The following is a 26,703-nucleotide window of genomic DNA, read 5'->3' as shown; positions in this document are numbered from 1 at the left end:
TCGTGAAATCGGACAACAGAAACCATGACCCACCAGGCCACTGCCTCGCGACTGGGACGAATCGGCATATGGTCGATGGAGCTACGTCAGGGCGACCCAGGTGAGATCAACGACGCGGCAGGCGAACTCGACGATCTTGGCTACGGCGCTCTATGGATACCTGGGGCCATGGGCGGGGATCTTCTGAAAGACGTCAGCCGACTTCTGTCCGCCACGAAGACCGCGACCATTGCCACCGGCATTCTCAACATTTGGATGCATGATCCGCACGATGTCGCCAACTGGTGGCGCGAACTGTCCGAGGACCATCGCGCGCGCTTCCTGCTCGGCCTTGGCGTCAGCCACGGTGCCACCGTCGGCGACGCCTATCGCAAGCCGCTCAGCGCCATGAAGGACTATCTGGCGAAACTTTCGGGCGAAGGATTGTCCGCTGACGGGATCTGCCTTGCTGCGCTGGGGCCAAAAATGCTCGAACTGGCCCGTGACCGGACCGCCGGCGCGCATCCTTATCTGGTGACGCCGGAACACACGGCCATCGCGCGCGAAGCGCTGGGCATCGGCCCCCTGCTGGCGCCAGAACAAGGTGTCGTGCTGGAAACCGATCCGGCGCGCGCGCGCGATATCGCGCGGCCCTATGTCAAAGGCTATGGCCAGCTTGCGAACTATGCGAACAGCTGGCGGCGCCTGGGTTTTTCCGAGGCCGATATCGCCGATACCAGCGACCGGCTCGTCGATGCCCTGTTCGCTTGGGGCGGTGCGGACAGGATTGCCGAACGGGTTAGCGCCCATTTTGCCGCCGGCGCCGACCATGTCTGCCTGCAGGTGGTCGGTCCTCGCCCGGGGATCGCCGATATCGGTGCGTTGCGGCCGGCATGGCGAACGCTCGCACAAGCCCTGATCTGATGCATTTGGCGATCGGGCGGGTTTCCGTCAGGCCCCACCTCTTGCGAGGACGAGCCGAACTTCGCTTTCACGAATAGTTCGGGTCTTCCCACCAGGGATAGTAGTCGGGCATGTCGGTCGACACGCGGCCGGGGAATTCTGGCGCGCGTTTTTCGAGGAAGGCGGCCACACCCTCAGCAGCATCCGTGCTACGACCGCGTGAAAGCGTTCCGCGGCTTTCGATCCGGTGCGCTTCCATGGGATGGTTCATGCCCAGCCCGCGCCACAACATCTGCCGTGTTAGTGCGACGGCGACCGGGGCTGTATTCTCGGCGATTTCACGCGCGACTCGGTGCGCTTCGGGCAACAGATCGGCAGCTGGCACGACGGCGCTCACCAGGCCCTCGCGCAGTGCTTCGGTTGCCGGTACCAGGCGTCCGGTCAGGCACCATTCCAGCGACTTGGCAATGCCGACGACTCGCGGCAGGAACCACGACGATCCAACTTCTGGCACCATTCCGCGGCGGGCAAAAACAAAGCCAAAGCGCGCCTCCTCGCTGGCGATGCGGATGTCCATGGGCAGGATCATTGTCGCCCCCATGCCTACCGCCGCACCGTTGATTGCGGCGATCACCGGCTTGGTCATGGCATAGAGCTGAAGCGCGAAGATGCCGCCCACCTCGCGCGCGGCTTCGGCGGCATAATCCGCCGTGCCATCGGCAGCGAATAGGCCATCGGATTTCGGCGCCTTGAAGGTTTCCGCCCCGCGCGACATGTCCGCCCCGGCGCAGAAGGCGCGGCCTTCCCCGGTGACGATGAGGACGCGGACATCATCGTCGGTATCGGCGCGTTCCAGCGCCTCTCGCAGTTCGGCGACCATCGCGCCGCTGATCGCGTTGAGCTTGTCGGGCCGGGCCAGCGTCAGCAGGGCGACTTGGTCGGCTACCTGGTAGCGGATGAATGCATAACTCACAGGATCTACTTGCCGTGAAGCTGCTTGAGGAACTTGCCGCGATCGACTTTTCCCGATGCGGTGCGCGGTAACGGATCGCTGGTCAGCACGACGCTGCGCGGCACTTTGTAGATGGCAAGATGCTTACGGCAGTGCGCCTTGATGTCGTCCTCGCTGACCACCGATCCCGAGGGAACCACTAAAGTCGCCGCCAGCCGCTCGCCCAGGCGCTCGTCTGGCTGGCCATAGGCGATGCAATCGCGCACATCGGCGTGATCGGAAAGCACGCGTTCGACCTCGGCGCAGTAGATGTTCTCGCCGCCCGAGATGACCATGTTCTTCTTGCGGTCGACGATGGTGAAGATACCGTTGGCATCGACGATGGCCACGTCGCCCGAAGCGAGCCAGCCCTCTTGCAAAGTTTCCGCAGTGGATTTGGCATCGCCGACGTATTCGCTCATCAGTCCGGCGCTGCTGACCCACAGTTCGCCGGCCTCGCCGATTTCGGCCTCGCTACCATCGTCACGGCGCACGCTGACCCGAATGGTCGGTGCGGCCCAGCCGCACGACGCGGGATTATCCAGATAGGCCTGACCGCTGATCGAGCAGGTCCAGGCTGTCGTCTCGGTCTGCCCATAGGTATTGGACAACAGGCAATTGGGCATGCGTGCGCGGATTTCCGCTAGCAGCGTTGGATTGAGCGAGGCCGCACCATTGGCCATGTAGGCTACTTTGCCCAGCGTCTCCGACGTGGCGCGCGGGGACCGCAGCATGTCCCACAGCATGGCGGGGACGAAGGACAGTCGGCTCATCCCAACATTTTCGATCGTATCAAACGCGATATCGACGTTCCACTTGCTCATGATGTGAATCGTCGTGCCCAGGCTTATCGCCCGAAAGATTGGCATGATGCCGGAAAGGTGGAACATCGGCCCGAGGATCACCGCAGGCGTTGCCATCGAGCGGCGTTCCGGCGGCAGGACTTCGCCGGTTTCCTCTTCATAGCGCGCGTCCTGCACGAGGCCCATGAAGCATGCGATCGACACCGAATGGGCCAAGGCACCGTGGCTCAGCAACGCGCCCTTGGGAAAGCCGGTGGTGCCAGATGTGAACAGGATGATCCCACCGTCTTCCGGGCCGAGATCGTTCGGCTCGAAAGCAATTTCCGGGCGCGGTTCAGACAATTCGCCAAAGTCGCCGTCCTTGCCGGGACGCAAGGAGGCGGCCGCAGCGCCGACGACGATTCGCGGCCACACCGGATCTGGTCTTTCGGCCGCGACAATGGCGGCGCGCTCCGCATCAAGGATCGCCAACTCGCAGCTCGCCGTGGCAATGGCGCGCAACATTTCCTCTGCCGCGCCGCGGCTGTTGACCAGGGCCGCGACGCCGCCCACCGCCGTGATCGCCAGGACGCTTACGATCCATTCGGCACGGTTGCCCATCACGACGGCAACCCTGGTGCCATGTGTTACGCCAAACCGATGCCGCAAGGCGTCGGCCAGCGCGGCGGCGCGGGCAAAGGCATCGGCATAGGTCAGCTGCAAATCGTCCTGCACCACCATCAGGCGATCGCCAAAGACCATGCCCTGCCGGTAGAGGCCGGCTAGGTTGCGGGCCGCACCCTTGAACACCTGCTGCGGAAAGCCCGCCACATCAACGGTTTCGAGCGTATGCGAACCGCCCGGGCCGAGCATCCGCTCGGCCAGCGGGTCCCTGAGGTTGACCGGCCGAGCATTTGCGCTCTCACCTGCAAAACCAGCCAAATCCTGCGACATTGCCTACTCTCCCGACCTTCTCTCCGCGCCAAATTCCGATTGCGCATGAGACAGGAAAGGTCATCCGACCACTTGGCTCCTGCATCTTCGATCGACCATGACGCAAGACAAGCTACATCATTGCCTTTATGCAATGCAAGAAATGCATTTTGACTTGGGAGAAACATCTTGTCGGCAGTTTACCAGGACTCCCAAGGACACCACGCCTCTGCCGCGGCCGAGTGGCGGCAGAATTGGAAGGTTGTCATGGCTGCCTTCGCAGGTGTCGCGGTTTCGACCATCATTTCCTACTCCAGCAGCCTGTTCATAGAGCCGCTCCAGCACGAGTTCGGCTGGACGCGGGCGCAGGCCATGTCCGGCCACGCAATCGCTTCGGTCGCCGGGGTGATCTGCGCACCGTTCACCGGCCTGCTTGTCGACAAGATCGGACCTCGTCGCCTCGGCATCGCCGCGGTCGTCTCTCTTTGCGCATCAACCGCTATGCTCGGCCTCACCGGATCGAACATCTGGGGCTGGCGGGCATTGTGGCTGCCAATCGCTTTCGCCATCGTATTGATCCAGCCATCGGTGTGGACCGCGGCGGTGACCAGTCTTTTCGACTCTGGTCGCGGATTCGCGCTGGCGGTTACTCTTTGCGGGTCGAGCGTCGCCGCGATCGTCATCCCGCCGCTGACCTACTTCCTCATCGAGACTTACGGCTGGCGCATGGCCTGGGCGGGTCTGGCCGCTTTTTGGGCGGTGTTGACGCTACCGCCGATCTGGTTCTTCTTTTCCAGCGCGAAAGACCGGCAACGGCTATCAGCGCCGGCAGAAGCGCCAGCGACTGCGGGTCCTCCGCGATCGCTATGGCAAAGCGGCCTACTGACGCGCCGTTTTCCCCAATTGCTGGTAGCAGGCGTCTGTATTGCCGGAGTTGTCGTGACGCTGGGCGTCAGCCTTGTCCCGCTTCTCTCTTCCAATGGCCTCACCCGCGGACAGGCAGCCGGCATCGCCTCGCTGCTTGGCCTGTCCTCAATTGCGGGGCGTCTGGCGATCGGGACGCTGCTCGACCGAATGAGCGGCCGCTTCCTCGCAGCTTTCTGCGTGACACTACCGATTGTCGGCATCCTGATCCTGATCCAGTGTCCTGGTTCCACTTTGGCAGCATCGCTCGCGGTGCTGATCCTGGGGCTCTCGCTCGGCGCTGAGTTGGACCTCATAGCCTACCTGACTTCGCGATATTTCAAGGTGGAGAACTTCGGTTTCCTGTTCGGCACGATCGGCGGTTTCATCGGGCTTGCCGGGGGCAATGGCCCAATCCTCCTCAACGCCAGTTTCGATGCCACCGGCTCGTACATTTACGCCTTATGGGCGGCGATCCCAATCTGCCTGTTTTCCGCGCTGCTGTTCCTGCTGCTCGGCCCCTATCCAGACAGGGAGCGGTATGGATCGTCGGTTTGATACGAACGCTGATCCCACTTGATGCGCCTGCAACGGGCTGGAAGGCGCCGCTCACCATGCCCCGTGTCATTGCTGCCATCTCGCCAGTCCGCCACCACGCGATTTGTCCGATCCATATTTATGGAATCAAAGACTAGCCAGCACTAATGCTCGCCACTATGTGCATTAATATCGGGCCAGTGGGCAGCGTGCGACGAACCACGAGAAGTGCACAGCGCAAAGCACGTTTTGGCAGTCTTCCCCGCTTAGGAGATTTGACGATGACGCAGGTCATGAAGGGTATTCGGGTTCTCGAGGTGGCGCAGTTTACCTTCGTACCCGCCGCTGGCGCGGTACTGGCCGATTGGGGTGCTGACGTCATCAAGATCGAGCACCCGGTTCGCGGCGACACACAGCGCGGCTTCATCAATTCGTTCGGCAAGAAGATCAATCCGCTGCGCAACGGCATGATCGAGCATCCCAACCGCGGCAAACGCAGCGTCGGTATCGATATCTCGACCGAGGAGGGCCAGCAGCTGATCTACGAGATCGCCAGGACCGCCGACGTCTTCCTGACCAATTATCTACCCTCTGCGCGGCGGAAGTTGAAGATCGATCTTGAACATATCCGCGCCGCCAATCCGAACATCATCTATGCCCGCGGCTCCGCCTTCGGCGATAAGGGCCCGGAACGCGAGGCGGGGGGATTTGACAACACTGCGTTCTGGACGCGGAGCGGTGTTGCCTATGCGATGACTCCCGAGGAGCTGGGCGGCGCCTTCATGCAGCCTATCGGCGCATTCGGCGATTCCATGGGCGGCATGAACATTGCCGGCGGCATCTCGGCGGCGCTGTTCCACCGCGAACGCACGGGCGAAGTGGTCGAAATCGACGTCTCATTGCTCAGCACGGGCTGGTGGGCCTGTGGTTCCGCCATCGATCAGGCGATCGAGGCTGGCAGCGTTTCACGCGCGTCGATGCCGATATCGGGCTCTGGCGCAGGCAATCCGTTCCTCGGCAATTTCAGCACGTCCGATGGCGGCACGATCAACTTGTGCACGCTTACGCCTGGTCCCTATGCCCGAGATCTGTTTGCCCACATGGGGATGCCCGAACTGGCAGACGATCCGCGCTTCGACAGCGCCGAAAAGCTGATGGCCAACTGGAAGGCAGCCAGCGACCTGATCGCCGCTGCCTTTGCCGGCCAGACGTTTGATTACTGGCGCAGCCATCTCAGGACCTATTCGGGCCAGTGGGCACCAGTGCAGAGCTTCCTCGACCTTGCAACCGACGAGCAGGCGCTGGCCAACGACATGATCTTTGAGGTCGAGGCCAGCGACGGCGGTGCTCCGATCAAGCTCGTGCGCAATCCGGTTCAGTTCAATCACACACCGATCGCCTCCACCCGCGCACCTCAGGCTTCGGAACATACCGAGATGTTCCTGATGGAACTGGGCCTCGAGTGGGACCGGATCGAAATCCTGAAAAGCGCCAGCGTAATCGCCTGACACGCAAAGCCATAGGGACAAGGACAAACGCAAAGATGGCCCGCTTCCATTATACCATTCTCTCTCGTGCGGTTCCGGGCCGGGAAGAGGAATTTATCGCCTGGTATCGCGATCGTCACCTGGCCGATGTCTGCCGCATGCCCGGCGTGATCAGCGGCAAGCTGTTCCGCATGGATTTCCAACGTGTCTATGAGCTGGACGAGGCGCCGCAGTGGACGCTGATGACGATCTACGAACTCGAAGGTGACGACCCCGGATCCATCATCGATTCAATCCGCGCCGCGTCGGGGTCGGAGTCAATGCCGGCAAGCGATGCTTTAACCAAGGCCGGGATGATCCAGGCGGCCGGGCATCTGATCGCATCGGCCGCATAGCCTGAGAGAGCATGAAAGCTGCAAACGCCATGCGGCGTGATGGGGACCATGGGGTTGCCATCACGCCGCTGACTCACGCAACGGAGAGAAGATGCACACGGAAATCCTGATTCTCGGGCTCGGAACTCTACTCCTGCTCGTTCACATCTTCGCTGCCGCAATCGTAAAGACGCGCCAGTATGGCTCGGAATGGAACATGGGCGCCCGCGACGAGATGCTACCGCCGATGGAGCCTCTCCCCGGCCGGCTGGTTCGAGCGCAGGCCAATTTCCAGGAGACTTTCCCAATTGCCATCGCCGCGCTGATCGGTGTCGTCATCGCCGGGCGGACCAGCGAGTGGACCGCGATCGGTGGCTGGATCTGGCTCGGCACCCGCGTGGTTTACTTGCCGCTCTACGCGCTGGGAGTTCCCAAAGTCAGGACGCTGATCTTTATGGTCAGCGTGATCGGACTTGGCATGGTGCTCTGGCCCTTGCTGGCCGTCTGACCGCGCCGGAAAAGACAGGGCGGCTCAAGCAAGGACCGGCCTACAATATATTGGGAGAGGCGCCGGTTAACCTCGGCATTGTTCCATCGCCTCGCGAGCGAGACCGGCAAGTCGGGGAAAGGCCTCTGCGCGGTCGCGGGCGTTGACCGAGGATGCCGTCCCGCGCAGCACGCGGCCCTTGATGCCATGGAAGATGGCTGCGAGCCGGAATAGATTGAAGGCCAGGTAGAAGTGCCAGTTTTCAATGCTGCTGCGCCCCGTCCGCGCGCAGTAGGCGGCGACATATTCGGCCTCGCTCGGGATATTGAGCGCGGCGAGGTCCGCCCCCTCGAGACCGGCGACGATGTCGGGCGGCATGCGGTACATCATCGCGTGGTTGGCAAAATCGGCGATGGGATGGCCGAGCGTCGACAGCTCCCAGTCGAGCACCGCGAGCACACGCGGCTGCGTGGGATGGAAGATCATGTTGTCGCAGCGGAAGTCGCCGTGGACGACGGTGCTTTCGTCGCCTTCGGGGATATTGCCCGGCAGCCACTCGACCAGCGCGTCCATGTCCGCGTTGCGGCCGGCGAGGTCGTCGGCCAGGTACTGCCTTGACCAGCGCGAGATCTGGCGGGCAAAGTAGTTGCCCGGCTTGCCGTATTCGCCAAGCCCGATGGCTGCGGGATCGTAGCTGTGCAGCAGCGCGATCGTCTGGTTCATCGCATCGAGATAGCGCGGGCGCTCGTCGCGGGAGACCTCGGGAAAGGTCGCATCCCAGAAGATGCGGCCCTCGACCATCTCCATGACGAAGAACCAGGTGCCGATCACCGCATCGTCGGTGCACAGGCCATAGACCTTCGCGACCGGGAATCCCGCCGCGCCAAGCTTCGAGAGCACCAGCGCCTCGCGATCGACGGCATGAGCGCCGGGCAGCAGTTCGCCGGGCGGCTTGCGGCGCAGGACGTATTTTTGCGCCGGCGTGACCAGCTGATAGGTCGGGTTCGACTGCCCGCCCTTGAACTGGCGGACCTCCATCGGGCCGCGGAAACCTTCGACGTTGGCCGTCATCCATTTGGCCAAAGCCGCTTCGTCGAAGCCATAGCCCTCGCGGACCGGATCGGTGCCCGAATTGGCAGCGGTGAGGTCGTCGTTCATTGCGCCTTGTCCGCCTGGGCCTGCCGCCAGTCGCGCTTGATCTTCTTGGCGAGGCTCCATTTGTGGACCTCGGTCGGGCCGTCGTAGATGCGGAAGGCGCGGATCTCGCGGTAAACCTGCTCGACGATGGTCTTGTCGGTGACCCCGGTGCCGCCCATGACCTGGACGCAGCGGTCGGCGATGCGCTGCAGCGCCTCGCTCACCGCGACCTTGGCCATCGAGCTTTCGGCGGTGCCCAGCGAGCCGGTGTCGAGCACCGCGGCGCACCAGTCGATCATCAACTCGGCCTGTTTCAATTCGATCAGGTTCTCGGCGAGCATGAAGCCGACGCCCTCGTGGTCGATCAGCACCTTGCCGAAGGCCTCGCGCCGACAGGCATAGTCGGTGGCGATCTCGTGCGCGCGAATGCACGCCCCGAGCCAGCGCATGCAGTGCGACAGGCGGGCGGGACTGAGGCGCACCTGGGCGTACTTGAACCCTTCGCCGGCCTCGCCCAGCATCTGGTCCGCCGGCACGCGCAGATTGTCGATGGTGAGCGTGGCATGGCCGCCGGGCATCGAATTGTCGATCGTATTGGGAATATGCTCGATGCGGATCGCCGGGTCGGGCAAGTCTATCAGGAACATGCAGGCGCCTCCGCCCTGTTCGACATCTGGCGCCTTGGCCATGACGATGCCGACCCTGGCGCCGAGGCACCCGGTGATGAAGGTCTTGCGCCCGTCGATCACCCAGTGGTTCCCGTCCCGCCGGCAGGTGGTCTTCATCATCGACGGGTCGGAGCCGGCGCCGCCCCAGTCGGCGGGCTCGGTCATGAAGAAGGCCGAGCGCGCGCGGCCCTCGACCAGCGGTTTCAGGAAGCGCTCCTGGATCGCCGGGCTACCGACCTTGCCGAGCAGGTACATGTTGCCCTCGTCGGGCGCGTTGGTGTTGCAGGCGAGCGGCCCCAGCGGCGAAAGGCCCGAGCGGATCAGCACCACCGCGGTCTCGCGCTGGGTCAGGTGATCGCCGCCGGGCAGGATATGCGGGCTCAGCACACCGGCGGCGCGGGCCTTGTCCTTCAATTCGAAGACCAGCTCGTCGGTCGGTGCGCCGTGGTGGTCGCGGCGTGGGTCCTGCTCGTAGGGGACGACCACCTGCCGGACGAAAGCTTCGACCTTGTCGGCGATTTGGAGGGCGCGGTCAGAAACCGGAGAAAGCGTGGTCATAGCGATTGTCCGTCGTCGAGAGTGATGACCGATCCCGTCATGCCGAAAGACGCATCGGAACAGAGATAGAGTATCATGGCGTCGAGCGATTCGATCGGCTGCAGCCGGCGGCGCGGGAAGCCGGCAATCTGCGCCTTGCCGCCCTCGCTGGTGAACCATTCGCCGGCCATTTCGGTCTGGATGAAGCCGGGCTGGATGACGTTGACGTTGATCCCGCTGCGCAGCCATTCGCCGGCTAGATTGCGCCCGAGGCTCGCCACCGCGGCCTTGCTGGCGCAGTACATGACCTCGCCCTTGACCGGCATTTCCGCGCCCATCGAGCCGATCAGGAGGATGCGGCCCTTGCCCGTTTCGCGGCTGCCCGCGGCGATGAGTCGCCTGGCGCCTTCGCGGGCGGTGAGGAACACGCCCAAGACATTGGTGTCGAGAATGCCGCCGAGCGCATCGGCCGGCACCTCGGTCGACCGGCCGGGCGCCGAAACCCCGGCGTTGGCGATCACCGTGTCGACCAGCCCGAGCGCAGCCTCGGCCGCGTCATAGCCGGCGCGAACCGAGGCCTCGTCGGTCACGTCCATGGCTAGGGCGACCGCCTCGGCGCCGCCCGCGCGCAGCTCCTCGGCCAGCGCCTCGACCCGCTCCTTGCGCCGCGCCGCCAGCGCCAGGCGCGCGCCGGCGCCGGCCGCAAGCCGCGCGAAATGGGCGCCAAAGCCCGAGGAGGCGCCGGTGATGAGGCAGGTGCGATCAGTAAGTGTCTTCATCGAAACTCCCATAAAAACGACCTGAACCCGGCCCTGGTCAATGGACCTCGTACATGAGCGCAGACCGCCGGCTGGGATCATCGATGCGCCCGACTTCGTCCTGGGCGATCGTAGCCATGCCTTCGGTGTCGCTGCAGCTGTGCAGGAAAGCATCGCGGTCGGCCCAGGTCAGATTGTCATAGGCATCATATTCCACGGCAGGAACGCCAAACGCCTCCGCTGCCGCTTCACTCGCCGCTTGTTCGACATGCACTTGGTCGTAGGCCAGCAAGCCCGGCCCGAGCACGGGGATTGCCACTTGCGAATGCTGGTTGAACCACCAGTCACGAAACTGCCGCGAGGTTGTGCCGGGAAAGCGGCGGAAGGCCAGCGACAGAAATGTGCCCCCTTGGCGCACCGGAACCATAGAGAACATTGGCCCGGTCATGATTTCAATCGAGGACAGCTCTGCCAGACCCGCAACCAAGGGATGCAAGGCGCGACTGATTGCAACGATTTCCTCGAGCCGCGCATTCGCGAATGTAACTTCGACCGCACCATCGACGCTTCGCGCACCGGCGACGAGATCGGGGTGACGGTCAGCCACGCCCAGACGCACTGGATTCGCCCGCGCTGCAGTGCGAATTGCATCACCGACGCGCTTGAGATTCTCCTCAAGCGCCGCCAGGTTATTGCCGGATGCATCGAACATCAAGGCAAGACGCCATTGCGTTGGCACGAACATTCTCCTCTATCCAGTAGACAAACCAAAATTAATGTCGTCACTAAATTCACGCATCAATTAAATTGAGAGATATTATTATTGAATAATCCACCCCTATCGAACGGTAAATACGCAACTAATCTCGGCATATCCGCGAAAAACTGTGAAACACACTCCTCCTCTGTGCACTATTTCTTCGCACTTACAGATCCAACGCCCCTTGCAAGGCAGCGTTGATCGGAACCGGGAAGTCGAGCAGCAATTGTGCCATGCCCTTGGCAACGGGATCGATCCAGGTGGATGCCAGCACGCCGCCGTCCATCGAATTGGCCACAACGAAGTTGAGCGCGGACAGGCCCGGTACGCTGAAGCGTTCGACGGCGAGCGGACCCTCCTGACCAAGGATCCGACCATACTGCTCTCCCACCGCCGTCCGCGTCAGCGCGGCGGCTATGTACGGGAGGTATTCGGGCTTTCGGGCTATCACCGCCACATTGAACAGGTTGCCCTTGTCGCCGCTCCGCGCCCAGGCAAGCCGGATCAAGGGCACTGTCCGGGTGGGTTCCGCATCGCCCGGCGCCGGCGGCAGCGCGGGTGCGATGGCACCCCCATGCGCCTTGGCGTCTGCCTCCAGCGCAAAGGGCACCAGATCACCATCGAGAGTGACGCGGAGCGAAATGGAGGATTTTGGAATCAAGAAGCCGCTGATCCACTGCACCGGGCGGACCGAGGCGCCCAACCCTAAGGTAACACCTACCGACATGTGACTGATGGCGGAGCCTTGCTCGCGAACCAGCAATTGCGCGCCCGCCCGGTCCGGGTGATCGGCGACAAGCCGGCACAAGGCGGTGGCCGGACCGTCGCCGTCTCCACCGATGACGTCGCAGCGCGTTCTCGTCAGGGGAGGAAGCTGGCTCTGGCGGAGCATGGTGTCGGCCCGGGCGAACAGTTCCTCGCCGACGCGGCGCGCCTTGGCCGCCGCTTCCAGGCCGATGATCGGAATGAGCGCCGTTGCGCGCCAGCCGGCGTCATAGGTCAGACTGGCCTTGTGGGTCGCCGTTCGTCCAAGGCCGCGGGCACCCGTCACTTCGACACGATCCGGTCCAACTTGCGTCAGGCTCACTGCGGTGAAGTCGCAAATCACATCCGGGACGATGTAGCGCTGCGGGTCGCTGACTTCGTAGAGCAGCTGCTCCGCGACCGTTCCAACCGAAACGAGTCCGCCGGTGCATTCCGGCTTGGTTATGACCAGCCCGCCATCGGCGCTGCATTCGCCGATCGGCATGCCGATGCCGGCCCAGTCGGACACATCCCGCCAGTCGGTGAAAGTGCCGCCCGTGACTTGCGCCGAGCATTCAAGCAGGTGGCCAGCCAGCGTTCCCGCGGCCAGAAGATCGAAATCGTCCGGTCCCCATCCGAATTCGTGGATCAACGGCCCGAGCGCCATGGCGCTGTCGACCGCGCGGCCGGTGATGACGATATCAGCCCCGGCGGCAAGCGCCGCCGCGATCGGAAAGGCGCCGGTATAGGCGACAAGGCTGTTGACGCGGTCGGCACGCTCGACCTTCTCCTGGACGGAGGAGCCATCGAACATGTCGCACGTGTCCGGGCCGATGACGGCGGCAAGGTCTGCGGTGAGATTGTCGCCTTCGACGACGCCGACGCGCAGGCGCAATCCCGCTGCCTCGGCGCCGCGCCGCAACGCTTGGGCGCAAGCCGCAGGATTGAGGCCGCCGGCATTGGCGACGATGCGGATGCGCCGGTCGAGCAGCATCCGCAGATGCGGCAGGATGTAGCCGTCGACGAAATCCGCGGCGAAGCCCGGGCCGGTGCCGTCGGCCATGCCGCGGCCAAGCCCGCCCATGACGGATTCGGCGAGGAAATCGAAGATGATGTAATCGAGCCCGTCGGTTTTCCCGAGCAGCTGGGCAATGCCCATGCGGCTGTCGTTGAAGAAGGCGGTGGCCGCGCCGATTTTGACAATTTTGCTCACGTCATCTCACCTTCGATATCCGCCGGCCCGCGCAGAGCGGGCCGAGCAGCTCAGCCTTGGGTTGGCCCGTGCAGCGCACGGTGAATGGCGGTCCGGGCCACTCGGCGGGCCTCGCGCGAAACGTGCGCATCAGTCGATTGAAACGCATGGAAAGCGCCCGGCCAGACGTGCAGCTCGACGCTGACACCAGCCCGCGTGAGTCGCCGGGCATAGTCGAGCGACTCTTCCAGGAAGAGGTCGATGGCACCGATGTGAATGAACGTCGGCGGCAGTCCCGACAGGTCTTCTGCCATGGCAGGCGAGCAATAGGGCGATGTCTCCTCGCCCGTCGTTCCGCCAAGCATCGACGACCAGCCGAAGCGGTTATGGTCCCGCGTCCAGCCGAAGTGGCCGACATGCGGATGATCGCTGCTGACGCTGCGGTGGTCGAGCATTGGCTCAGCCAAATACTGGAAGAACGGACGGATGTGTCCACGATCACGAGCGACCAGGCAAAGGGCAGCGACGAGACCGGCGCCCGCACTTTCGCCGGCAACCATAATGCGTTCCGGGTCGATACCCAGCTCCTGCGCTGCGGAGTGAAGCCAGAGCAAGGCTGCGTAGCAATCCTCCAGTGGCCCGGGAAAGGGCGTCTCGGGTGCCAGTCTATAGTCGACCGAGACCACAACGCAGTTCATCTCCGCGCTATAGGAGCGGCTGTTTGGATCGCTCATTGCCGCACTGCCGCTGACGAAACCGCCGCCGTGGATGTGCAGGATCGCCGGGAGAAGGTCTTCGCCGCGGTCACCGGGAGTGTAGACAAGCACATTTACGTCCGGCGCACCCTCCGGACCCGGGATCCGCCGATCCGCGCGTCCGACGTTCAGCATGGCCTCCGACGTCGGCTTCGGGATCGCCGCGACCATGTCGAGCAACATCTGACGATACTGTGGCAGCGTTTCGGCATCGAGTTTCTGTTGCGGCATGTTCGCGTCGAGTCCGACGCTAAGCTCGGGATCGACCAGATGGCGGCTCATGTTCCCTCCAAACGTCATGGTTGCCGCTGCCGGCGCCGATAGAACGTCATGCGCAATGCATGTGTCCTGGTGCAAAATGCTGGCCTCATGGCCGGATGTTCCGGAAGAGGTCATCGCTTTCCTGCTTCCGGTTTGTGGCATATATCCCTTTCCGAAAATCGCAATGCGTTTCGTTCGATGCAAATTTCTTGTAAGTCGTGAGATGAGTGTTTACGCCTCGTCAGGCGCACTATGGAGCTACCCGGGATAGCCAATCCGATGATGATCGAGGTGTTGGCAGACCGTTTCATCGACCTAGTTCGAAGGCGGCGCCGCCGCCGGAGAACGGCCCTGGAAAAAAGGCGGGTAAAATCAGTTTGGGAGAAGATTGAGTGGGCAACGCGACACCGTGGCGAGACGGGCAACACCGGACGACATGTGTCGCCAATGGTGGACGTCGTGGTGGTCCCGCCCTCCCCTCGACATCGCTCGCAGCCCAATTAGCCGATCTTGAGGAAATACGATGAAAGCTGCCATCCTTCGCGCCGCGCGCACGCCCCTAACAATCGAGACGGTGGAACTCGATGGTCCCCGTCCCGAGGAAGTCCGCATCCGGATCGCGGCAAGCGGGCTATGCCATAGCGACTATCACGTCATCTCCGGCGATCTGGGATCGGCGTTCCCCATCGTGCTCGGGCATGAGGCATCGGGCATCGTCGAGGCGGTCGGCAGCGATGTGCGCGGCCTGGCGCGAGGCGACCGAGTTGTGACCTGCACCTCGATCTACTGCGGCCATTGCGATGATTGCCAGGCCGGGCACAATCACCTCTGCACCGACAAGCCGCTCCGACAGCAGCCGGAGCCGAGTTCACCGATCCGGCAGAACGGCGAGGTGATTCATCAGTTCTGCAATCTTGGCGCTTTTGCCGAAGAAATGGTCGTGCACAACAGCGCCGTGTCAAAGCTTCCCGAGGGGATGCCGCTCGACATTGCCTCAATGCTGGGCTGCGCAGTTCTTACCGGTATCGGCTCGGTCACCGAGGGCGCGCAAGTCCGTCCGGGAAGCCGCGTCGTAGTGGTCGGCTGCGGCGGCGTCGGCCTCAATGTCGTTCAGGGCGCGCGGCTCGCCGGGGCGGCGCAGATCATCGCCATCGACCTAAACCCGGCAAAGCTGGAACTCGCGCGCACATTTGGGGCGACCGACACGGTGGAAGCCGGTGAGGGCTTGGTCGAGCGGGTTCTGGAGCTGACCGGGGGCGGTGCGGACTATGCGTTCGAGGTGATCGGACTCGCGTCAGCCCAGCGACAAGCGTTCCTGATGTTGCGCCGGCGCGGAACCTTGGTGCTGGTTGGTTTGCCCAAGATGGGCTCGGAGCTGAGCATCCCCGCATTGGCAATGATCACCCGCGAGACGCGCGTGATCGGCTCGCTGATGGGCTCGATCCCCTTCCAGCGGGTGATACCGACTTACGCTCAGCTCTATCTGGACGGCCGCCTGACGCTTGACCCGCTGATCTCTCAACGCATTGCGCTCGAGGACATCAACCGGGGGTACGAGCAGTTGATAGCCGGGGAGACCGCCCGCAGCGTGATCATGTTCGATCATTGAACCAAGCACACAGTTGGAAATCAGCCGCGCGCCACATCGCGTAGACGCAGGAGAGTATTGATGACGATTGCCACCGTCCGCCAGGGCCATGTCCGAAACCCCCGTTCACTGTTCATAGGCGGTGCATGGATTGCCCCGTCGTCGTCATCGACGTTCGACGTGGTGGACAGCGCCACCGAGGAGGTATTCCTCACGGTTGCCGAAGCACAAGCTGCGGATGTCGAACGTGCGGTCGCGGCCGCGCGCGACGCCTTCGATCACGGGCCCTGGCCACGAATGTGCCCGGCGGAGCGGGGTGTCTGGCTTGGCAAGATCGCGGACGCGTGGGAGCTCCGCGGCGAAGCGCTCGCCGATACCTGGTCGCTCGAATCTGGCGTGTTACGCTCGATGTCGATCCATTCCGCCAAAGGCGTCGCGGACGTCTTCCGCTACTACGCGGGCTTGGGTGAAACTTTCGCCTGGGAGGAGAAGCACACCTCTTCGACCGGGCAGCCGGCGCTGTTGGTGCGCGAGCCCGTCGGCGTGGTCGCGGCGATCATTCCCTGGAACGCGCCGCATTCGCTGATGGCCTACAAGGCGGCAGCTGCGCTCATTGCGGGCTGCACGATCATCGTCAAGGCCTCGCCCGAAGCGCCGGCGTCGCCCTATTTCTTTGCTGAAATCTGCGAGGAAGTGGGCCTGCCAGCGGGCGTGGTCAACGTGCTGACTGCCGACCGGGAGGTGTCCGAACTGCTGGTCCGAAATCCCGGCATCGACAAGGTGAGCTTTACCGGGTCGACCGCGGCGGGCCGCAAGATCGCGTCGATCTGCGGCGAGCGGATCGCCCGCGTCACGCTGGAGCTGGGCGGCAAGTCGCCCGCGCTGATCCTCGATGACTACGATGTTGGCAAGGCAGCGGCCTCGATCGCACGCACCGCGCCGCTGATGACCGGACAGGTCTGCTCTTCGCTCACCCGCATCATCGTCAGCGAAAAGCGCCATGACGAGTTCGTCGATGCGCTTGCAAGCGCGTTCGGTAGCCTGAAGGTCGGCGATCCCTTCGACCCTGGGAGCCAGATGGGGCCTCTGGCGATGGCGCGGCAGCGCGACCGGGTCGAGAGCTTAATTGCGCGGGCGCAAGCTGAAGGCGCGCGGCTCGCGACCGGGGGGGCGTCCGCCGCATCTCAACCGCGGCTATTTCATCGAACCGACCGTGTTCGCCAACGTCAACAACAACTCGACCATCGCGCGCGAGGAGATTTTCGGACCGGTGCTAAGCGTTATCCCGGCCGCTAGCGAGGAGCAGGCGATCGAGATCGCCAATGACACTATCTACGGGCTGAACAGCAGTGTGTTCACTGATGATCCCGAACGTGCCTATGCGGTCGGCCGCCGACTGCGCGCGGGTACGGTCGGCCATAACGGCTTCAAGACCGATTTCGGCATTGCCTTCGGCGGCTTCAAGCAGTCGGGCCTTGGCCGTGAAGGCGGAATCGAAGGTCTGCACCCCTATCTAGAAGCCAAGACCATGGTGTTCGAGACCGCGCCAAAGGCCGCGCAATAGTACGGACAGGAAATGCCCATGGCACACCCAGACCAATCAGTGGCCCGGCCTGACATCGAGACCGATGTCGTTATCGTCGGGGCCGGATTCAGTGGGCTCTATGCCCATTACCGGCTGCGCGGCCTCGGCCTGTCGCTTATGGGCTTCGAGGCCGGCCCGGACGTTGGCGGCGTCTGGTTCTGGAATGGCTATCCCGGCGCACGCTGCGATGTCGAAAGCCTCGACTACTGCTATTCCTTCTCGCCCGAGCTACTCGACGAGTGGCGCTGGAGCGAACGCTATGCGACCCAGCCGGAAATCCTCAGCTACATCGAACACGTCGCCGAGCGGTTCGATCTGCGCCGCGACATCGCGTTCGACACGCGGGTCATATCGGTGCGGTTCGATGAGTCGGCGCGGCGCTGGATCGTCGAGACCAATCGCGGCCACCGGGTCTCGGCGCGGTTCGTCATTGCCGCGAGCGGCTGCTTGTCCGAGCCCAAGGCGCCCGAGTTCGCGGGGCTGGAGGACTTCACCGGGCAATGGATACAGACCTCGCTCTGGCCGAAGGAACCGGTCGAGCTTTCCGGCAAGCGCGTCGCGGTCATCGGCACCGGATCATCCGGTATCCAGTCGATCCCCTTGATTGCGCAGGAGGCAGCGCACCTCACGGTATTCCAGCGGACGCCCAACTACACCCTGCCTGCGCGCAACGCTCCGATCAATCCGGACTACGAGGCAAAGGTGCGCGCGGACTACGTCGCGCATACGGTCCGCAACAAGCTGACCAAAGGCGGCACCCAGTCGCGCCTTGCTACCGGACTATCGGTTCACGAAGTATCCGAGGCCGAGCGAGCGGAAGCTTTCGAACACGCCTGGACGTTCGGCGGCCCCGGCATGCAGGTGCTGTACCGCGACATCCTCGCCGAATTGCCGGCGAACAAGATAGCCGCCAATTTCGTGGCTTCGAAGATTGGCGAGATTGTCAGCGATCCGAAGACGGCGGCGCTGCTCACCCCGCGCGATTACCCTTTCGCCGCGAAGCGCCTGTGCCTGGACACCAATTATTTCGCGACCTTCAACCGCGACAATGTCGAGCTGGTGGATATCAGCGAGCAGCCCATCGAACGGATTACGCCGCTGGGAATACGGATCGGTGACCGTGAATATCCGGCCGACCTGATCGTCTTCGCCACCGGCTTCGATGCAATGACCGGTTCGCTGCTGGCGATGAACATCGTCGGCCGCAAGGGCTTGACGCTCCGCGAACACTGGCGCGACGGCCACGCCAACTATCTCGGGTTGATGATGGCGGGTTTCCCCAACCTGTTCACGGTGAACGGTCCGGGCAGCCCTTCGGTGCTGGTCAACATGCTGGTAACCATCGAGCACCACATCGACTGGATCGCGGAATGCATCGGGCACATGCTGGACAATGGTATCGACACCATCGAACCGGACGGGCCGTCCGAAGCGGCTTGGTCTGACGAAGTGCAGGCGGTTGGCGCAAGGACGCTCTATCCGCTGGCACGCTCCTGGTACATGGGCGACAACGTGCCGGGCAAGCCGCGCCGGTTCCTCGCCTACGCGGGCGGTTTCGACAGCTATGCCGCGCGTTGCGCCGATATCGCCCGCGACAGGTACCGCGGGTTCATCATGAGTCCGCAGACTGAGTCCGACCCCCCTGCGGCGATCACGGCCGGAGGCGAACAGAATATGGGTGAGATCGTACGATGATTGGAAAGCTCGAGAGTCGCAGGATCCTGATTACCGGGGCCGCAAGCGGCATGGGCCGCGAGATTGCCAGGCTGTTTTCCCGGGAGGGAGCGGACTTGGCCCTGCTCGACCGGGATGAAGCCGGAGTTAAGGCCATCGCCGACGAGCTCTCGGCCAAGGCCTTTGGCTGCGATGTCGCCGACCGACCGGCGGTTGGCCGGATCGTAGCTGCGGCAGGCGAAGCGCTGGCGGGGCTCGACGGGGTGGTCAATGCCGCGGGCATCCTCGATATCACACCGTTCGACGATCTTGATCCGGACAGCTGGGACCGAATGATCGCGGTCAACCTCACCGGGCCGTTCAACGTCGTCAAGGCGGCGCTGCCGTTCCTGCGACAGGCTGAACGGGCAACGATCGTCACCATCGCCTCGGTCAGCGCGCTGATGCCGATGCCCGGCACGAGCGGCTATTCGGCGAGCAAAGCCGGCGTCGCCATGTTCACCAAATGCCTCGGCATGGATCTCGGGCCCAATATCCGCGCCAACAGCATTTGCCCGGGCGTGATCAGGACAGAAATGACCCGCTTCCTCTGGGAAAATCCCGAGCACACGGCCCGTGCAACCGAACGCGTGTCACTCAAGCGGCTGGGAGAAACAGATGACGTTTCGCGTGCGGCGCTGTTTTTCAGTACGGAGGATTCCGGCTTTACGACCGGTACGGAACTCCCGGTCGATGGCGGTTTTTCCTGGCGCTGACCCGAGGATCGAGGACGGGCGCTCCAGTGACAGTGGACGTCTGGTCGAACCGCAAGGCGAGGGTAAATAGACATGCTGCAGCAGGATGCCTCACGCGTGCCGGTGATCGTCGGCGTCGGCGAGGTCAACGACCGGCCCCTTTGCGACGAGGCGGCACGTGACTCGCTGCAGCTCATGCTGGCCGCGCTGACGGCGGCGGACACCGATGCAGGCGGCGGCTGGCTGGAGCGCTGCGAGCGCATCCTCGTCGTGCCGCAGCTTTCCTTCAGCGAAATCGATGTCCCGCGGGAACTTGCCGTCGCGATGGGGCGGGACTTGTCGGCGATCCGCCAGGCCGAAGTGCCTTCGGGCGACACGCCGGTTCGCCTGTTGAACGATGCCGCGAATGCTATCGGTGCGGGCGAGGTCACCGCGTGCGCCATCGTCGGCGCAGAAGCGATGCGCACCGCACTGCGCGCCGGCAAGCCGCTGTTTCCCAACGCACAGAAGAGCGCCTCCGAATTGCGCCGGCGTTATGGCCTGCTCCAGCCAGCGGAAATCTATCCGCTCTATGAAAACGCCTTCCGTGCTGAGGAAGGGCAGTCGCTCGCCGAGGGCCAGGCGGAAACCGGGCTGCTCTGGTCGCTGATGTCCGAGGTTGCGGAAGGCAGCGAGGGAGCATGGCTGCGCAGCCGCAAGACGCCGGCCGAGATCATCGAGCCCACCACGGACAATCGCCCGATCGCCTTTCCCTATACCAAGCTGATGGTCGCCAACGCTTCGGTCAACCAGGGCGCGGCGGTACTCGTCACGAGCCTGGCGGCGGCGAGGAAGGCCGGCTTGCCCGAGGACAGGCTCGTGCGTATCGGCGCGGGCGCGGCGGCGCATGAGGCGCATGAAGCGATGTCGCGCGCCGAATGGACCACGCCGATGGGCATGCAGGTCGCGATCGAGGAGACTCTGTCGCGCAACGGCCTGACGAGTGGCGACATCGACCATGTCGAGCTCTATTCGTGCTTCCCCTGCGTGCCGAAGATGGCGCGGCGCTTGCTCGACTGGCCGGCGGAGCGACCGGCCACCGTCCATGGCCGGCTCACTTTCGGCGGCGGTCCTGTGGCCAACTACATGACCCATGCGATCGCGGCGATGGTCCGAAAGCTGCGCGTGGAAGGGCGGACCGGCTTCCTGTTCGGCAACGGCGGATTTTGCGAGCATAATCACTGCATCGTGCTTTCGCGCGATGCGTTGGCGCGCGCCGTCTTTCCGCAGGATTACGATGCGCAGGCGATCGCCGATGCCCGGCGCGGCCCGATCCCGCCGCTGACCGATGCGGTGGAGGGGGATTTCCCGGTGGAGACCTACACAGTGCTCTACGATCGAGAGGGAGCGCCGCGGCAAGGCGTCGTCCTGTCGCGCGGGCCGAACGGCGAGCGGGTCATTGCTAAGGTCGAGGGCGAGGATGCGAACTCGCTCGCCTTCCTCACCGACGGTAGCGTCGAGCCGGTTGGCAAGATGGGTCGCAATCGGAGGTCGGGCGACAGCCTGATCTGGAGTGCCCAATGACCGATCCGCGCGTGACCTTCGAGGTGCTGCGCCAGCTGTTCACCGCGCAGAACGTCGCTCTGGTCGGCGCGTCCGAACGCTCCACTTGGAGCCAAATGATTGTCCGCCGCTTCCACGATTTCGGCCATCAGGGACGACTCTACGCGGTGAATCGCGATGGCAAGGAGGCGCACGGCTTGCCCGGTTACCGCTCGTGCCGCGACATTCCGGAGCCACCTGATACGGCTATCATCTTCGTTCCCGCGCACAGCGTCGCGGGCGCGCTGGAAGATGCGGCAGATGCTGGGATCGCCAGCACGGTCGTGCTCAGTTCGGGCTTTGCCGAGGCGGGAGCAGATGGCGAAAGGCTCCAGCGCGAGCTGGTCGAGACCGCAAGGCAGCGCGGTGTGACGTTCTTCGGGCCCAACTCGCTGGGCTTCGCCAATATCGCCAGCGGCGCGGTGGCGACGGCCATCGGCACGCGCGCTCCCGTCCTCAAAGGCAGGATCGCGGTCGTCTCACAATCGGGCGCGGTCGCCAACGAGATCGGCAAGTTCGCGCATCAGCAGGGCATGGGCCTGAGTTTCATCTGCGCCACGGGCAATGAAGCGATGGTCACGACCGCCGATGTCATCGACTATCTGGTCGACGATCCCGCGACACGCGTGATCGCCGCCTATATCGAGGCGGTCAGCGCCACCGACCGCCTCGGCGCAGCGGCGCGCCGCGCGCTTGCCGCCAAGAAGCCGATCATCGTGCTCAAGGTCGGCTCGAGCGCGATGTCCGCCGAAGTCGCCAAGGCGCATACCGGCGCGATGGTTGGCGATGACCGCGTGTTTGACGCGGCCTGCCGGCAGCTTGGTCTGATCCGCGTTCGCTCGATCGAGGAAATGATGGTGACGGCGGCGCTGATCGAGGCGACTGGCCCGCTCGACCGTCCGGGTATTGCACTCGCCTCGGTCTCGGGCGGCGGCTGCGGCATGTTCGCCGATCTCGCTGAGCAGCACGGCGTGCCGACGCCGGCTTTCGCGCTCGAGACACGGCGGAAGCTGGCCGAAGTGCTGCCGTCCTTCGCCTCTACGCTCAACCCGCTCGACATGACCGGGGTGGTGCTCCAGGACACCTCGCTTTGGAGCAAGGCGCTGCCGATCCTGTTCGACGATCCGACCATAGGCCTTGTCGTTACGCTGATAGCAATGCCGGGCGCCGACGCTGAGATGCCGACTTGCCAGGTCCATTGGCCGGTGATCGCCAAGGCCTATCGCGATGCAGGCAAGCGTCCGCTGCTTCTCAGCCAGGTGATCCAGCCGATGGGACCCGAGGCGAGGCAGGTTGCGGAGTCGAGCGGTCTGCGCGACATCGTCTTTGGCATGGATTTCGGCACCCGTGCGCTTGGCCATTTGGCGCGGTGGTCACAGCGCATCAACAATGCCGTCGAACTGGCCGCCGAAGTCTCGGCGCTTGAAGATCCGCCAATGCTCGAGGGCGAGCGTGCCGCGCTCGACTTTTTGGCCGAGAGTGGTGTTCCCGTGGTGCCGGCAATGGTGGCGCAGAACGCCAGCGAGGCCATGGCCGGAGCCGCAAGCCTGGCCGGACCGGTGGTGCTCAAGATCGCCTCCCCCGACATTGCGCACAAGACCGAGGCGGGCGGCATTAGGCTCGGGATCGCCCCAGGCGACGCCGGGCATGTTCACGACGAGCTCCGCGCCAATGTGGCGCGGACGCTGCCGGATGCACGAATCGACGGCGTCATCGTCTCGCCGATGCGGTCGGGCGGCCTGGAACTTTTCGTCGGCGTAGCGCGCGATGCCGACTGGGGACTGGCGATCGCGGTCGGATTGGGCGGGGTCTGGGTCGAGATTCTTAAGGACAGCGCAGTGCGGCTGCTGCCCATTGGCAAGGCCGATGCACACGAAATGCTCCGCTCGCTGCGCGCGGCCCCGCTGCTCGACGGCTATCGCGGCGCACCGGCCGCGGATCTGGACCGGCTGGCGGAAGTGATCGTGGCAATCGGCAACGCCGCGCTCGCACTCGGACCGCGACTTGCGGCACTGGAAATCAACCCGCTTTGGGTGCGGGGCGATGCCGTCGAGGCACTCGACGCTCTGGTCGTCTGGCAGGGCTAACCCGCTACCGCCCCTTCCACACCGGCGCGCGCTTTTCGACGAAGGCGCGCGGGCCCTCGCGAAAGTCCTCCGTATGGCGAAGCGCGTTCAGGTGCCGGGCGACCAGCGCTCGCCCCGCGCCATCGGCCTGACCGAGGCTCTCGCGTCCCGCGCACAGCGTGCGCTGCACGGCCAGCGGTGAATTCTCGGCGATCGCTTCGGCGAGCTTGCGCGCTTGCGCGCGGGTCTCCCCCTGGCGCGGTCAGCCTGTTGGCAAGGCCCCAGCGGAAGGCGGCTGCACCGTCCATGGGTTCGCCTGTCGCGAGCAGTTCGCTGGCGATGTTGCGCGGAACGGCTGAAGCGATTCTATGGATCCCGCCCGCCGCCGCCATCAACCCGCGCTTGACTTCGGGCAGGCCGAAGCGGGCGTTTTCCGAAGCCACGAGCATGTCGCAAGCGAGCACCAGTTCCATGCCCCCGGCGACCGCGATGCCTTCTACCGCGGCGATCCAGGGTTTCACACGAGTGGAATAGACGAAACCGCCAAAGCCGCCGCGTGAGGTTTCCAGACCCTCTGCCTTGCCTGCGGCAACCGCGCCGAGGTCCGCTCCGGCGCAGAACACGCGGTCATCGCACGAGGTAAGGATCATGACGCGGATCTCGGGATCGTTTTCGGCGCCCTCGACAATCCGCTCCAGCGCCGAGGCCAGTTCGGCGTTCACGGCGTTACGCTTCTCGGGCCGGTTGAGAGTCGCTTGCCCGATATGAGTGGTGAGGCGCTCGAAGAGAACTGGTCCCTCGGTCACGGTCTCTAACGGCATGTCATTTCCCTCCCTATGCACGAAAGCGGGCATTGCCTGTCGGTGCACGTGGCCATCGACCCTACGCGATTACCCGCCTCCCGCCGCCAGACGAGCGGGAAATCGCTTGCCGACTATGGTGCAAATCAATAAAATGCAACGATGCAATTACTTTATTTTGACGATACGGTCTGTCGTATTTGGGGCCTATCCAGAACCGCATACGTGCCCGCCTGATTCCAACAGCCGACTTCCAGAGGACCCGCCCCATGCAACTCAGCCTGCCCAGCGAAAGCATTCCCGTCCAGGATATGTTCGAACGCTTCTTCGCCTCCGAAGCCGCTTCGGCGCGCGTGCGCGCGGCGGAACCGGTGGGCTTCGATCCCGCGCTGTGGAATGACCTGGTGGCGCTCGATGCCCCGTTCTTGCGGCTCGATGCTGAGGCTGGTGGGGCCGGCATGAGCCTGTTCGACGCCTGTGTGATGATGGAGCAGGCAGGGCGCAGGCTTGCCCCTGCCCCGTTAGCGGAAGCAGTGGTCGCGCTGCGCATCCTGGGCGAAATCGGCGGCGCAACCGCGCGCGACTGGATCGCTCGTGTCCGCGACGGTGAAGGCCCCATTGCATTCGCGCTCGGCCCTGTTCGCGACGGCGCGCCGCAGCTCGTCCCCGGCGGCGCGGTGGCCAAGGGGATACTCCTGTTTGACGGTGAGCAGCTCGCCATCGAAATTCCGTCAGCTCCCCTCAATGCGTCGGAGACCCTGGGCGGCGCGGCGCTGGCATGGTTCGTTCCCGGAACGGGCAAACGCATTCCGCTCGACGGTAATGCCAACGCCCAGAGGATCTGGCAGGCGGGCGTCGAGGAATGGAAGCTTCTGACGTCGGCCGCGCTTGTCGGCCTTGCCCGCGAAGCGGTGACCATGGCCGCCGCCTATGCGACCGAGCGCTTCGCCTTCGGCCAGCCGATCGGCGCAAACCAGGGCCTCGCCCATCCGCTTGCCGTGGACATCATTGATGGCGACGGCACCGCCTATCTGCTCTGGTGGACGCTGCGCGCGATTGCCGACGGCAAGCCCGACGCCGGCGCGCTGATCTCGATGCTGTTCGCCCGCGCCAGCCGCACGGCGACCCGCAGTGTCGCCCATGCCCTCCACACGTTTGGCGGTTACGGCCTGACCAACGAATACGACATCCAGCTCTATCATCGGCGTGCCAAGGCCTGGGCCCTGGCACTGGGCGACCCGCGAGCAGAGCTAGTAACAGCTGGCCGACGGCTGCTGCTGGGCGAGGCGGCAAGCTTGCCGGATACCGGACCGGTCGAAATCGACTTCCGGGCTCCCGACGAGAAGCATATGCTGGCCGACGAGACACGCGCGATCTTCGCGGGGATTATCGATCCCGAGAAGCATCAACTGGGCGAAGAGAATTTCGAGGCGCACGACTGGGAGGTCCACCGCGCCATGGGCAAGGCCGGACTGCTCTTCCCCGACTGGCCCGCAAAATGGGGCGGGCGCGACGCCGATGCCGATGCGGCGCGTGCCTGCAACGCTGTCTGGGCAGAGGTTGGCTATGCCGGCCTGGCCCGCGGGGTGACCGGTATGGCCGGCATCATGGCGCTGCGCTTCGGATCGCCGGAACTCCAGGATGAAGTTCTGCTGCCTTTTGCCCGCGGCGAGAAGACCGCCTGTCTCGGCTTCACCGAGCCATCGGGCGGGTCCGACGTCTTCGCCGCAAAGACGCGTGCGGTGCGCGATGCCGACGGCTGGATCATCAACGGGCAGAAGATGTTCACTTCGGGCGCAGAGCTCGCCAGCTATGTTCTGCTGCTGACGCGGACCGATCCCGAAGTGCCCAAGCACAAGGGACTAACGATGTTCCTGGTGCCACTCGATGTGCCGGGAGTCGAAATCCATCCCGTCCATACCTTCATGGACGAACGCACCAACGCTTCCTTCTATGCCGACGTCCGCATCCCGGATCGCTACCGGCTGGGCGAGGTCAACGGTGGGGTCAAGGTCATGGCGGCGGCGCTAACCATGGAACAGGGCGGCAGTCACTATCACCACCAGCTCCACGCCATGATTGACGCGGTGACCGAATGGGCGCGCGGTGCCAAGCGCGACGGGCGGCCGGCCATCGAGGATGCCGGTACGCTTGCGCGGCTCGCCGACGTCTATACCGATGCCTGCATCGGCGAGGCGCTATCCGCACGGGCCCTTTGGATGCGGTTGATCGGCCAGCCCGATCTCGCCTACGGCCCAGCATCGAAGATCTTCTCGACCCAGGCCTTCATCGACGATTCGGCGGATCTGCTCGACCTCGCTGCGCCGGCATCGCTCATCCGAGGCAAGACAGGGCTCGGGGTCGTGGAAAAGGGCTACCGGCACTCGACCGCAACCTCGATCTATGGCGGCACCAGCGAAGTGCTTCGCAGCATGGTCGCGGAACGGCGCCTGGGCCTGCCGCGAAGCCGCGCCTAGAACCGCCCTT

At 64.1% G+C, this 26,703-nt stretch carries 22 protein-coding genes and 1 pseudogene; 13 read left to right on the top strand and 10 right to left on the bottom strand.

Features of this window, described 5'->3' with window-relative positions:
* The first annotated feature begins 24 nt into the window (after nucleotides 1-24).
* The gene (locus KRR38_RS00490) at nucleotides 25-903 is read left to right on the top strand and encodes an LLM class F420-dependent oxidoreductase (RefSeq protein ID WP_217397555.1); all 879 of its coding nucleotides are present in this window, start codon (nucleotides 25-27) and stop codon (nucleotides 901-903) included.
* Nucleotides 904-970: 67 nt separating this feature from the next.
* On the opposite strand, the gene KRR38_RS00485 is transcribed toward KRR38_RS00490, so the two are convergent.
* The gene (locus KRR38_RS00485) at nucleotides 971-1,855 is read right to left on the bottom strand and encodes a crotonase/enoyl-CoA hydratase family protein (protein ID WP_217397554.1); all 885 of its coding nucleotides are present in this window, start codon (nucleotides 1,853-1,855) and stop codon (nucleotides 971-973) included.
* Nucleotides 1,856-1,860: 5 nt separating this feature from the next.
* Entirely contained in the window at nucleotides 1,861-3,609 is a 1,749-nt protein-coding gene (locus tag KRR38_RS00480; protein WP_217397552.1) for a class I adenylate-forming enzyme family protein, read from the bottom strand.
* A 246-nt stretch (nucleotides 3,610-3,855) separates the two neighbouring features.
* Between KRR38_RS00480 and KRR38_RS00475 the strand changes: the two genes are divergently transcribed.
* The 4 genes from KRR38_RS00475 to KRR38_RS00460 all read left to right on the top strand — a co-directional run bounded on the left by KRR38_RS00475 (nucleotide 3,856) and on the right by KRR38_RS00460 (nucleotide 7,397).
* Entirely contained in the window at nucleotides 3,856-5,049 is a 1,194-nt protein-coding gene (locus tag KRR38_RS00475; protein ID WP_217397550.1) for an MFS transporter, read from the top strand.
* A 260-nt stretch (nucleotides 5,050-5,309) separates the two neighbouring features.
* A complete protein-coding gene (locus tag KRR38_RS00470) occupies nucleotides 5,310-6,536 on the top strand; it encodes a CaiB/BaiF CoA-transferase family protein (RefSeq protein ID WP_217397549.1) in 1,227 nt (408 codons plus the stop codon).
* A 35-nt stretch (nucleotides 6,537-6,571) separates the two neighbouring features.
* Nucleotides 6,572-6,910, top strand: coding sequence for a hypothetical protein (locus KRR38_RS00465; protein ID WP_217397547.1), 339 nt, complete (start codon nucleotides 6,572-6,574; stop codon nucleotides 6,908-6,910).
* A 91-nt stretch (nucleotides 6,911-7,001) separates the two neighbouring features.
* Complete coding sequence (locus KRR38_RS00460; RefSeq protein WP_217397545.1) at nucleotides 7,002-7,397, top strand: MAPEG family protein; 396 nt, start codon at nucleotides 7,002-7,004, stop codon at nucleotides 7,395-7,397.
* Nucleotides 7,398-7,463: 66 nt separating this feature from the next.
* On the opposite strand, the gene KRR38_RS00455 is transcribed toward KRR38_RS00460, so the two are convergent.
* The 6 genes from KRR38_RS00455 to KRR38_RS00430 form a co-directional block, all read right to left on the bottom strand.
* Nucleotides 7,464-8,534, bottom strand: a complete 1,071-nt coding sequence (locus tag KRR38_RS00455; protein ID WP_217397543.1) for a phosphotransferase — start codon at nucleotides 8,532-8,534, stop codon at nucleotides 7,464-7,466.
* Nucleotides 8,531-9,739, bottom strand: coding sequence for an acyl-CoA dehydrogenase family protein (locus KRR38_RS00450; protein WP_217397541.1), 1,209 nt, complete (start codon nucleotides 9,737-9,739; stop codon nucleotides 8,531-8,533). Before KRR38_RS00450 ends, KRR38_RS00455 begins: the two co-directional genes overlap by 4 nt.
* The gene (locus KRR38_RS00445; RefSeq protein ID WP_254514578.1) at nucleotides 9,736-10,497 is read right to left on the bottom strand and encodes an SDR family NAD(P)-dependent oxidoreductase; all 762 of its coding nucleotides are present in this window, start codon (nucleotides 10,495-10,497) and stop codon (nucleotides 9,736-9,738) included. Before KRR38_RS00445 ends, KRR38_RS00450 begins: the two co-directional genes overlap by 4 nt.
* Nucleotides 10,498-10,534: 37 nt before the next feature.
* Nucleotides 10,535-11,221 (bottom strand): EthD domain-containing protein, encoded by a 687-nt coding sequence (locus KRR38_RS00440; protein ID WP_217397537.1) that lies wholly within the window; start codon nucleotides 11,219-11,221, stop codon nucleotides 10,535-10,537.
* A 181-nt stretch (nucleotides 11,222-11,402) separates the two neighbouring features.
* The gene (locus tag KRR38_RS00435) at nucleotides 11,403-13,193 is read right to left on the bottom strand and encodes an acyclic terpene utilization AtuA family protein (protein ID WP_309140942.1); all 1,791 of its coding nucleotides are present in this window, start codon (nucleotides 13,191-13,193) and stop codon (nucleotides 11,403-11,405) included.
* Between the two features lie 50 nt (nucleotides 13,194-13,243).
* Complete coding sequence (locus KRR38_RS00430; protein ID WP_254514577.1) at nucleotides 13,244-14,209, bottom strand: alpha/beta hydrolase; 966 nt, start codon at nucleotides 14,207-14,209, stop codon at nucleotides 13,244-13,246.
* 502 nt (nucleotides 14,210-14,711) lie between these two features.
* Between KRR38_RS00430 and KRR38_RS00425 the strand changes: the two genes are divergently transcribed.
* The 7 genes from KRR38_RS00425 (at nucleotide 14,712) to KRR38_RS00400 (ending at nucleotide 23,437) form a co-directional block, all read left to right on the top strand.
* Complete coding sequence (locus KRR38_RS00425) at nucleotides 14,712-15,797, top strand: Zn-dependent alcohol dehydrogenase (protein ID WP_217397536.1); 1,086 nt, start codon at nucleotides 14,712-14,714, stop codon at nucleotides 15,795-15,797.
* 60 nt (nucleotides 15,798-15,857) lie between these two features.
* Nucleotides 15,858-17,072, top strand: coding sequence for an aldehyde dehydrogenase family protein (locus KRR38_RS00420; protein ID WP_309140941.1), 1,215 nt, complete (start codon nucleotides 15,858-15,860; stop codon nucleotides 17,070-17,072).
* Entirely contained in the window at nucleotides 16,990-17,340 is a 351-nt protein-coding gene (locus KRR38_RS37245) for an aldehyde dehydrogenase family protein (protein WP_309140940.1), read from the top strand. Before KRR38_RS00420 ends, KRR38_RS37245 begins: the two co-directional genes overlap by 83 nt.
* An 18-nt stretch (nucleotides 17,341-17,358) precedes the next feature.
* Nucleotides 17,359-19,056, top strand: coding sequence for an NAD(P)/FAD-dependent oxidoreductase (locus tag KRR38_RS00415; protein ID WP_217397534.1), 1,698 nt, complete (start codon nucleotides 17,359-17,361; stop codon nucleotides 19,054-19,056).
* Nucleotides 19,053-19,790 carry an SDR family NAD(P)-dependent oxidoreductase gene (locus KRR38_RS00410; protein WP_217397532.1) on the top strand — a complete coding sequence of 246 codons (738 nt, stop codon included), beginning with the start codon at nucleotides 19,053-19,055 and terminating at the stop codon, nucleotides 19,788-19,790. Before KRR38_RS00415 ends, KRR38_RS00410 begins: the two co-directional genes overlap by 4 nt.
* 72 nt (nucleotides 19,791-19,862) lie before the next feature.
* Nucleotides 19,863-21,332, top strand: coding sequence for an acetyl-CoA acetyltransferase (locus KRR38_RS00405; protein WP_217397530.1), 1,470 nt, complete (start codon nucleotides 19,863-19,865; stop codon nucleotides 21,330-21,332).
* Entirely contained in the window at nucleotides 21,329-23,437 is a 2,109-nt protein-coding gene (locus tag KRR38_RS00400; protein WP_217397528.1) for an acetate--CoA ligase family protein, read from the top strand. The genes KRR38_RS00405 and KRR38_RS00400 overlap by 4 nt, the downstream gene beginning before the upstream one ends.
* A 4-nt stretch (nucleotides 23,438-23,441) precedes the next feature.
* On the opposite strand, the gene KRR38_RS35710 is transcribed toward KRR38_RS00400, so the two are convergent.
* Together KRR38_RS35710 and KRR38_RS35705 are read right to left on the bottom strand one after the other, a co-directional pair.
* Entirely contained in the window at nucleotides 23,442-23,606 is a 165-nt protein-coding gene (locus tag KRR38_RS35710) for a hypothetical protein (RefSeq protein WP_309141176.1), read from the bottom strand.
* A gap of 130 nt (nucleotides 23,607-23,736) precedes the next feature.
* Nucleotides 23,737-24,237, bottom strand: a pseudogene (locus KRR38_RS35705) (enoyl-CoA hydratase-related protein); the annotation flags it as partial.
* Nucleotides 24,238-24,485: 248 nt separating this feature from the next.
* Here KRR38_RS35705 and KRR38_RS00390 point away from each other — a divergent pair.
* Nucleotides 24,486-26,693 (top strand): acyl-CoA dehydrogenase, encoded by a 2,208-nt coding sequence (locus tag KRR38_RS00390; RefSeq protein WP_217397526.1) that lies wholly within the window; start codon nucleotides 24,486-24,488, stop codon nucleotides 26,691-26,693.
* Nucleotides 26,694-26,703 lie beyond the last annotated feature (10 nt).

The sequence above is a fragment of the Novosphingobium sp. G106 genome (assembly GCF_019075875.1).
Classification (GTDB): domain Bacteria; phylum Pseudomonadota; class Alphaproteobacteria; order Sphingomonadales; family Sphingomonadaceae; genus Novosphingobium.
The sequence above is the reverse complement of the archived record's forward strand: the minus strand, read 5'-3'. Positions and strand labels throughout refer to the sequence as shown.

Coding starts and splice junctions, on each gene's coding strand:
- KRR38_RS00490 (WP_217397555.1), top strand. CDS start 25: ATGACCCACCAGGCCACTGCCTCGCGACTGGGACGAATCGGCATATGG.
- KRR38_RS00390 (WP_217397526.1), top strand. CDS start 24,486: ATGCAACTCAGCCTGCCCAGCGAAAGCATTCCCGTCCAGGATATGTTC.
- KRR38_RS00455 (WP_217397543.1), bottom strand. CDS start 8,534: ATGAACGACGACCTCACCGCTGCCAATTCGGGCACCGATCCGGTCCGC.
- KRR38_RS00475 (WP_217397550.1), top strand. CDS start 3,856: ATGGCTGCCTTCGCAGGTGTCGCGGTTTCGACCATCATTTCCTACTCC.
- KRR38_RS00440 (WP_217397537.1), bottom strand. CDS start 11,221: ATGTTCGTGCCAACGCAATGGCGTCTTGCCTTGATGTTCGATGCATCC.
- KRR38_RS00415 (WP_217397534.1), top strand. CDS start 17,359: ATGGCACACCCAGACCAATCAGTGGCCCGGCCTGACATCGAGACCGAT.
- KRR38_RS00425 (WP_217397536.1), top strand. CDS start 14,712: ATGAAAGCTGCCATCCTTCGCGCCGCGCGCACGCCCCTAACAATCGAG.
- KRR38_RS00405 (WP_217397530.1), top strand. CDS start 19,863: ATGCTGCAGCAGGATGCCTCACGCGTGCCGGTGATCGTCGGCGTCGGC.
- KRR38_RS00450 (WP_217397541.1), bottom strand. CDS start 9,739: ATGACCACGCTTTCTCCGGTTTCTGACCGCGCCCTCCAAATCGCCGAC.
- KRR38_RS00460 (WP_217397545.1), top strand. CDS start 7,002: ATGCACACGGAAATCCTGATTCTCGGGCTCGGAACTCTACTCCTGCTC.
- KRR38_RS00465 (WP_217397547.1), top strand. CDS start 6,572: ATGGCCCGCTTCCATTATACCATTCTCTCTCGTGCGGTTCCGGGCCGG.
- KRR38_RS00400 (WP_217397528.1), top strand. CDS start 21,329: ATGACCGATCCGCGCGTGACCTTCGAGGTGCTGCGCCAGCTGTTCACC.
- KRR38_RS00430 (WP_254514577.1), bottom strand. CDS start 14,209: ATGAGCCGCCATCTGGTCGATCCCGAGCTTAGCGTCGGACTCGACGCG.
- KRR38_RS00445 (WP_254514578.1), bottom strand. CDS start 10,497: ATGAAGACACTTACTGATCGCACCTGCCTCATCACCGGCGCCTCCTCG.
- KRR38_RS00420 (WP_309140941.1), top strand. CDS start 15,858: ATGACGATTGCCACCGTCCGCCAGGGCCATGTCCGAAACCCCCGTTCA.
- KRR38_RS00410 (WP_217397532.1), top strand. CDS start 19,053: ATGATTGGAAAGCTCGAGAGTCGCAGGATCCTGATTACCGGGGCCGCA.
- KRR38_RS00480 (WP_217397552.1), bottom strand. CDS start 3,609: ATGTCGCAGGATTTGGCTGGTTTTGCAGGTGAGAGCGCAAATGCTCGG.
- KRR38_RS00470 (WP_217397549.1), top strand. CDS start 5,310: ATGACGCAGGTCATGAAGGGTATTCGGGTTCTCGAGGTGGCGCAGTTT.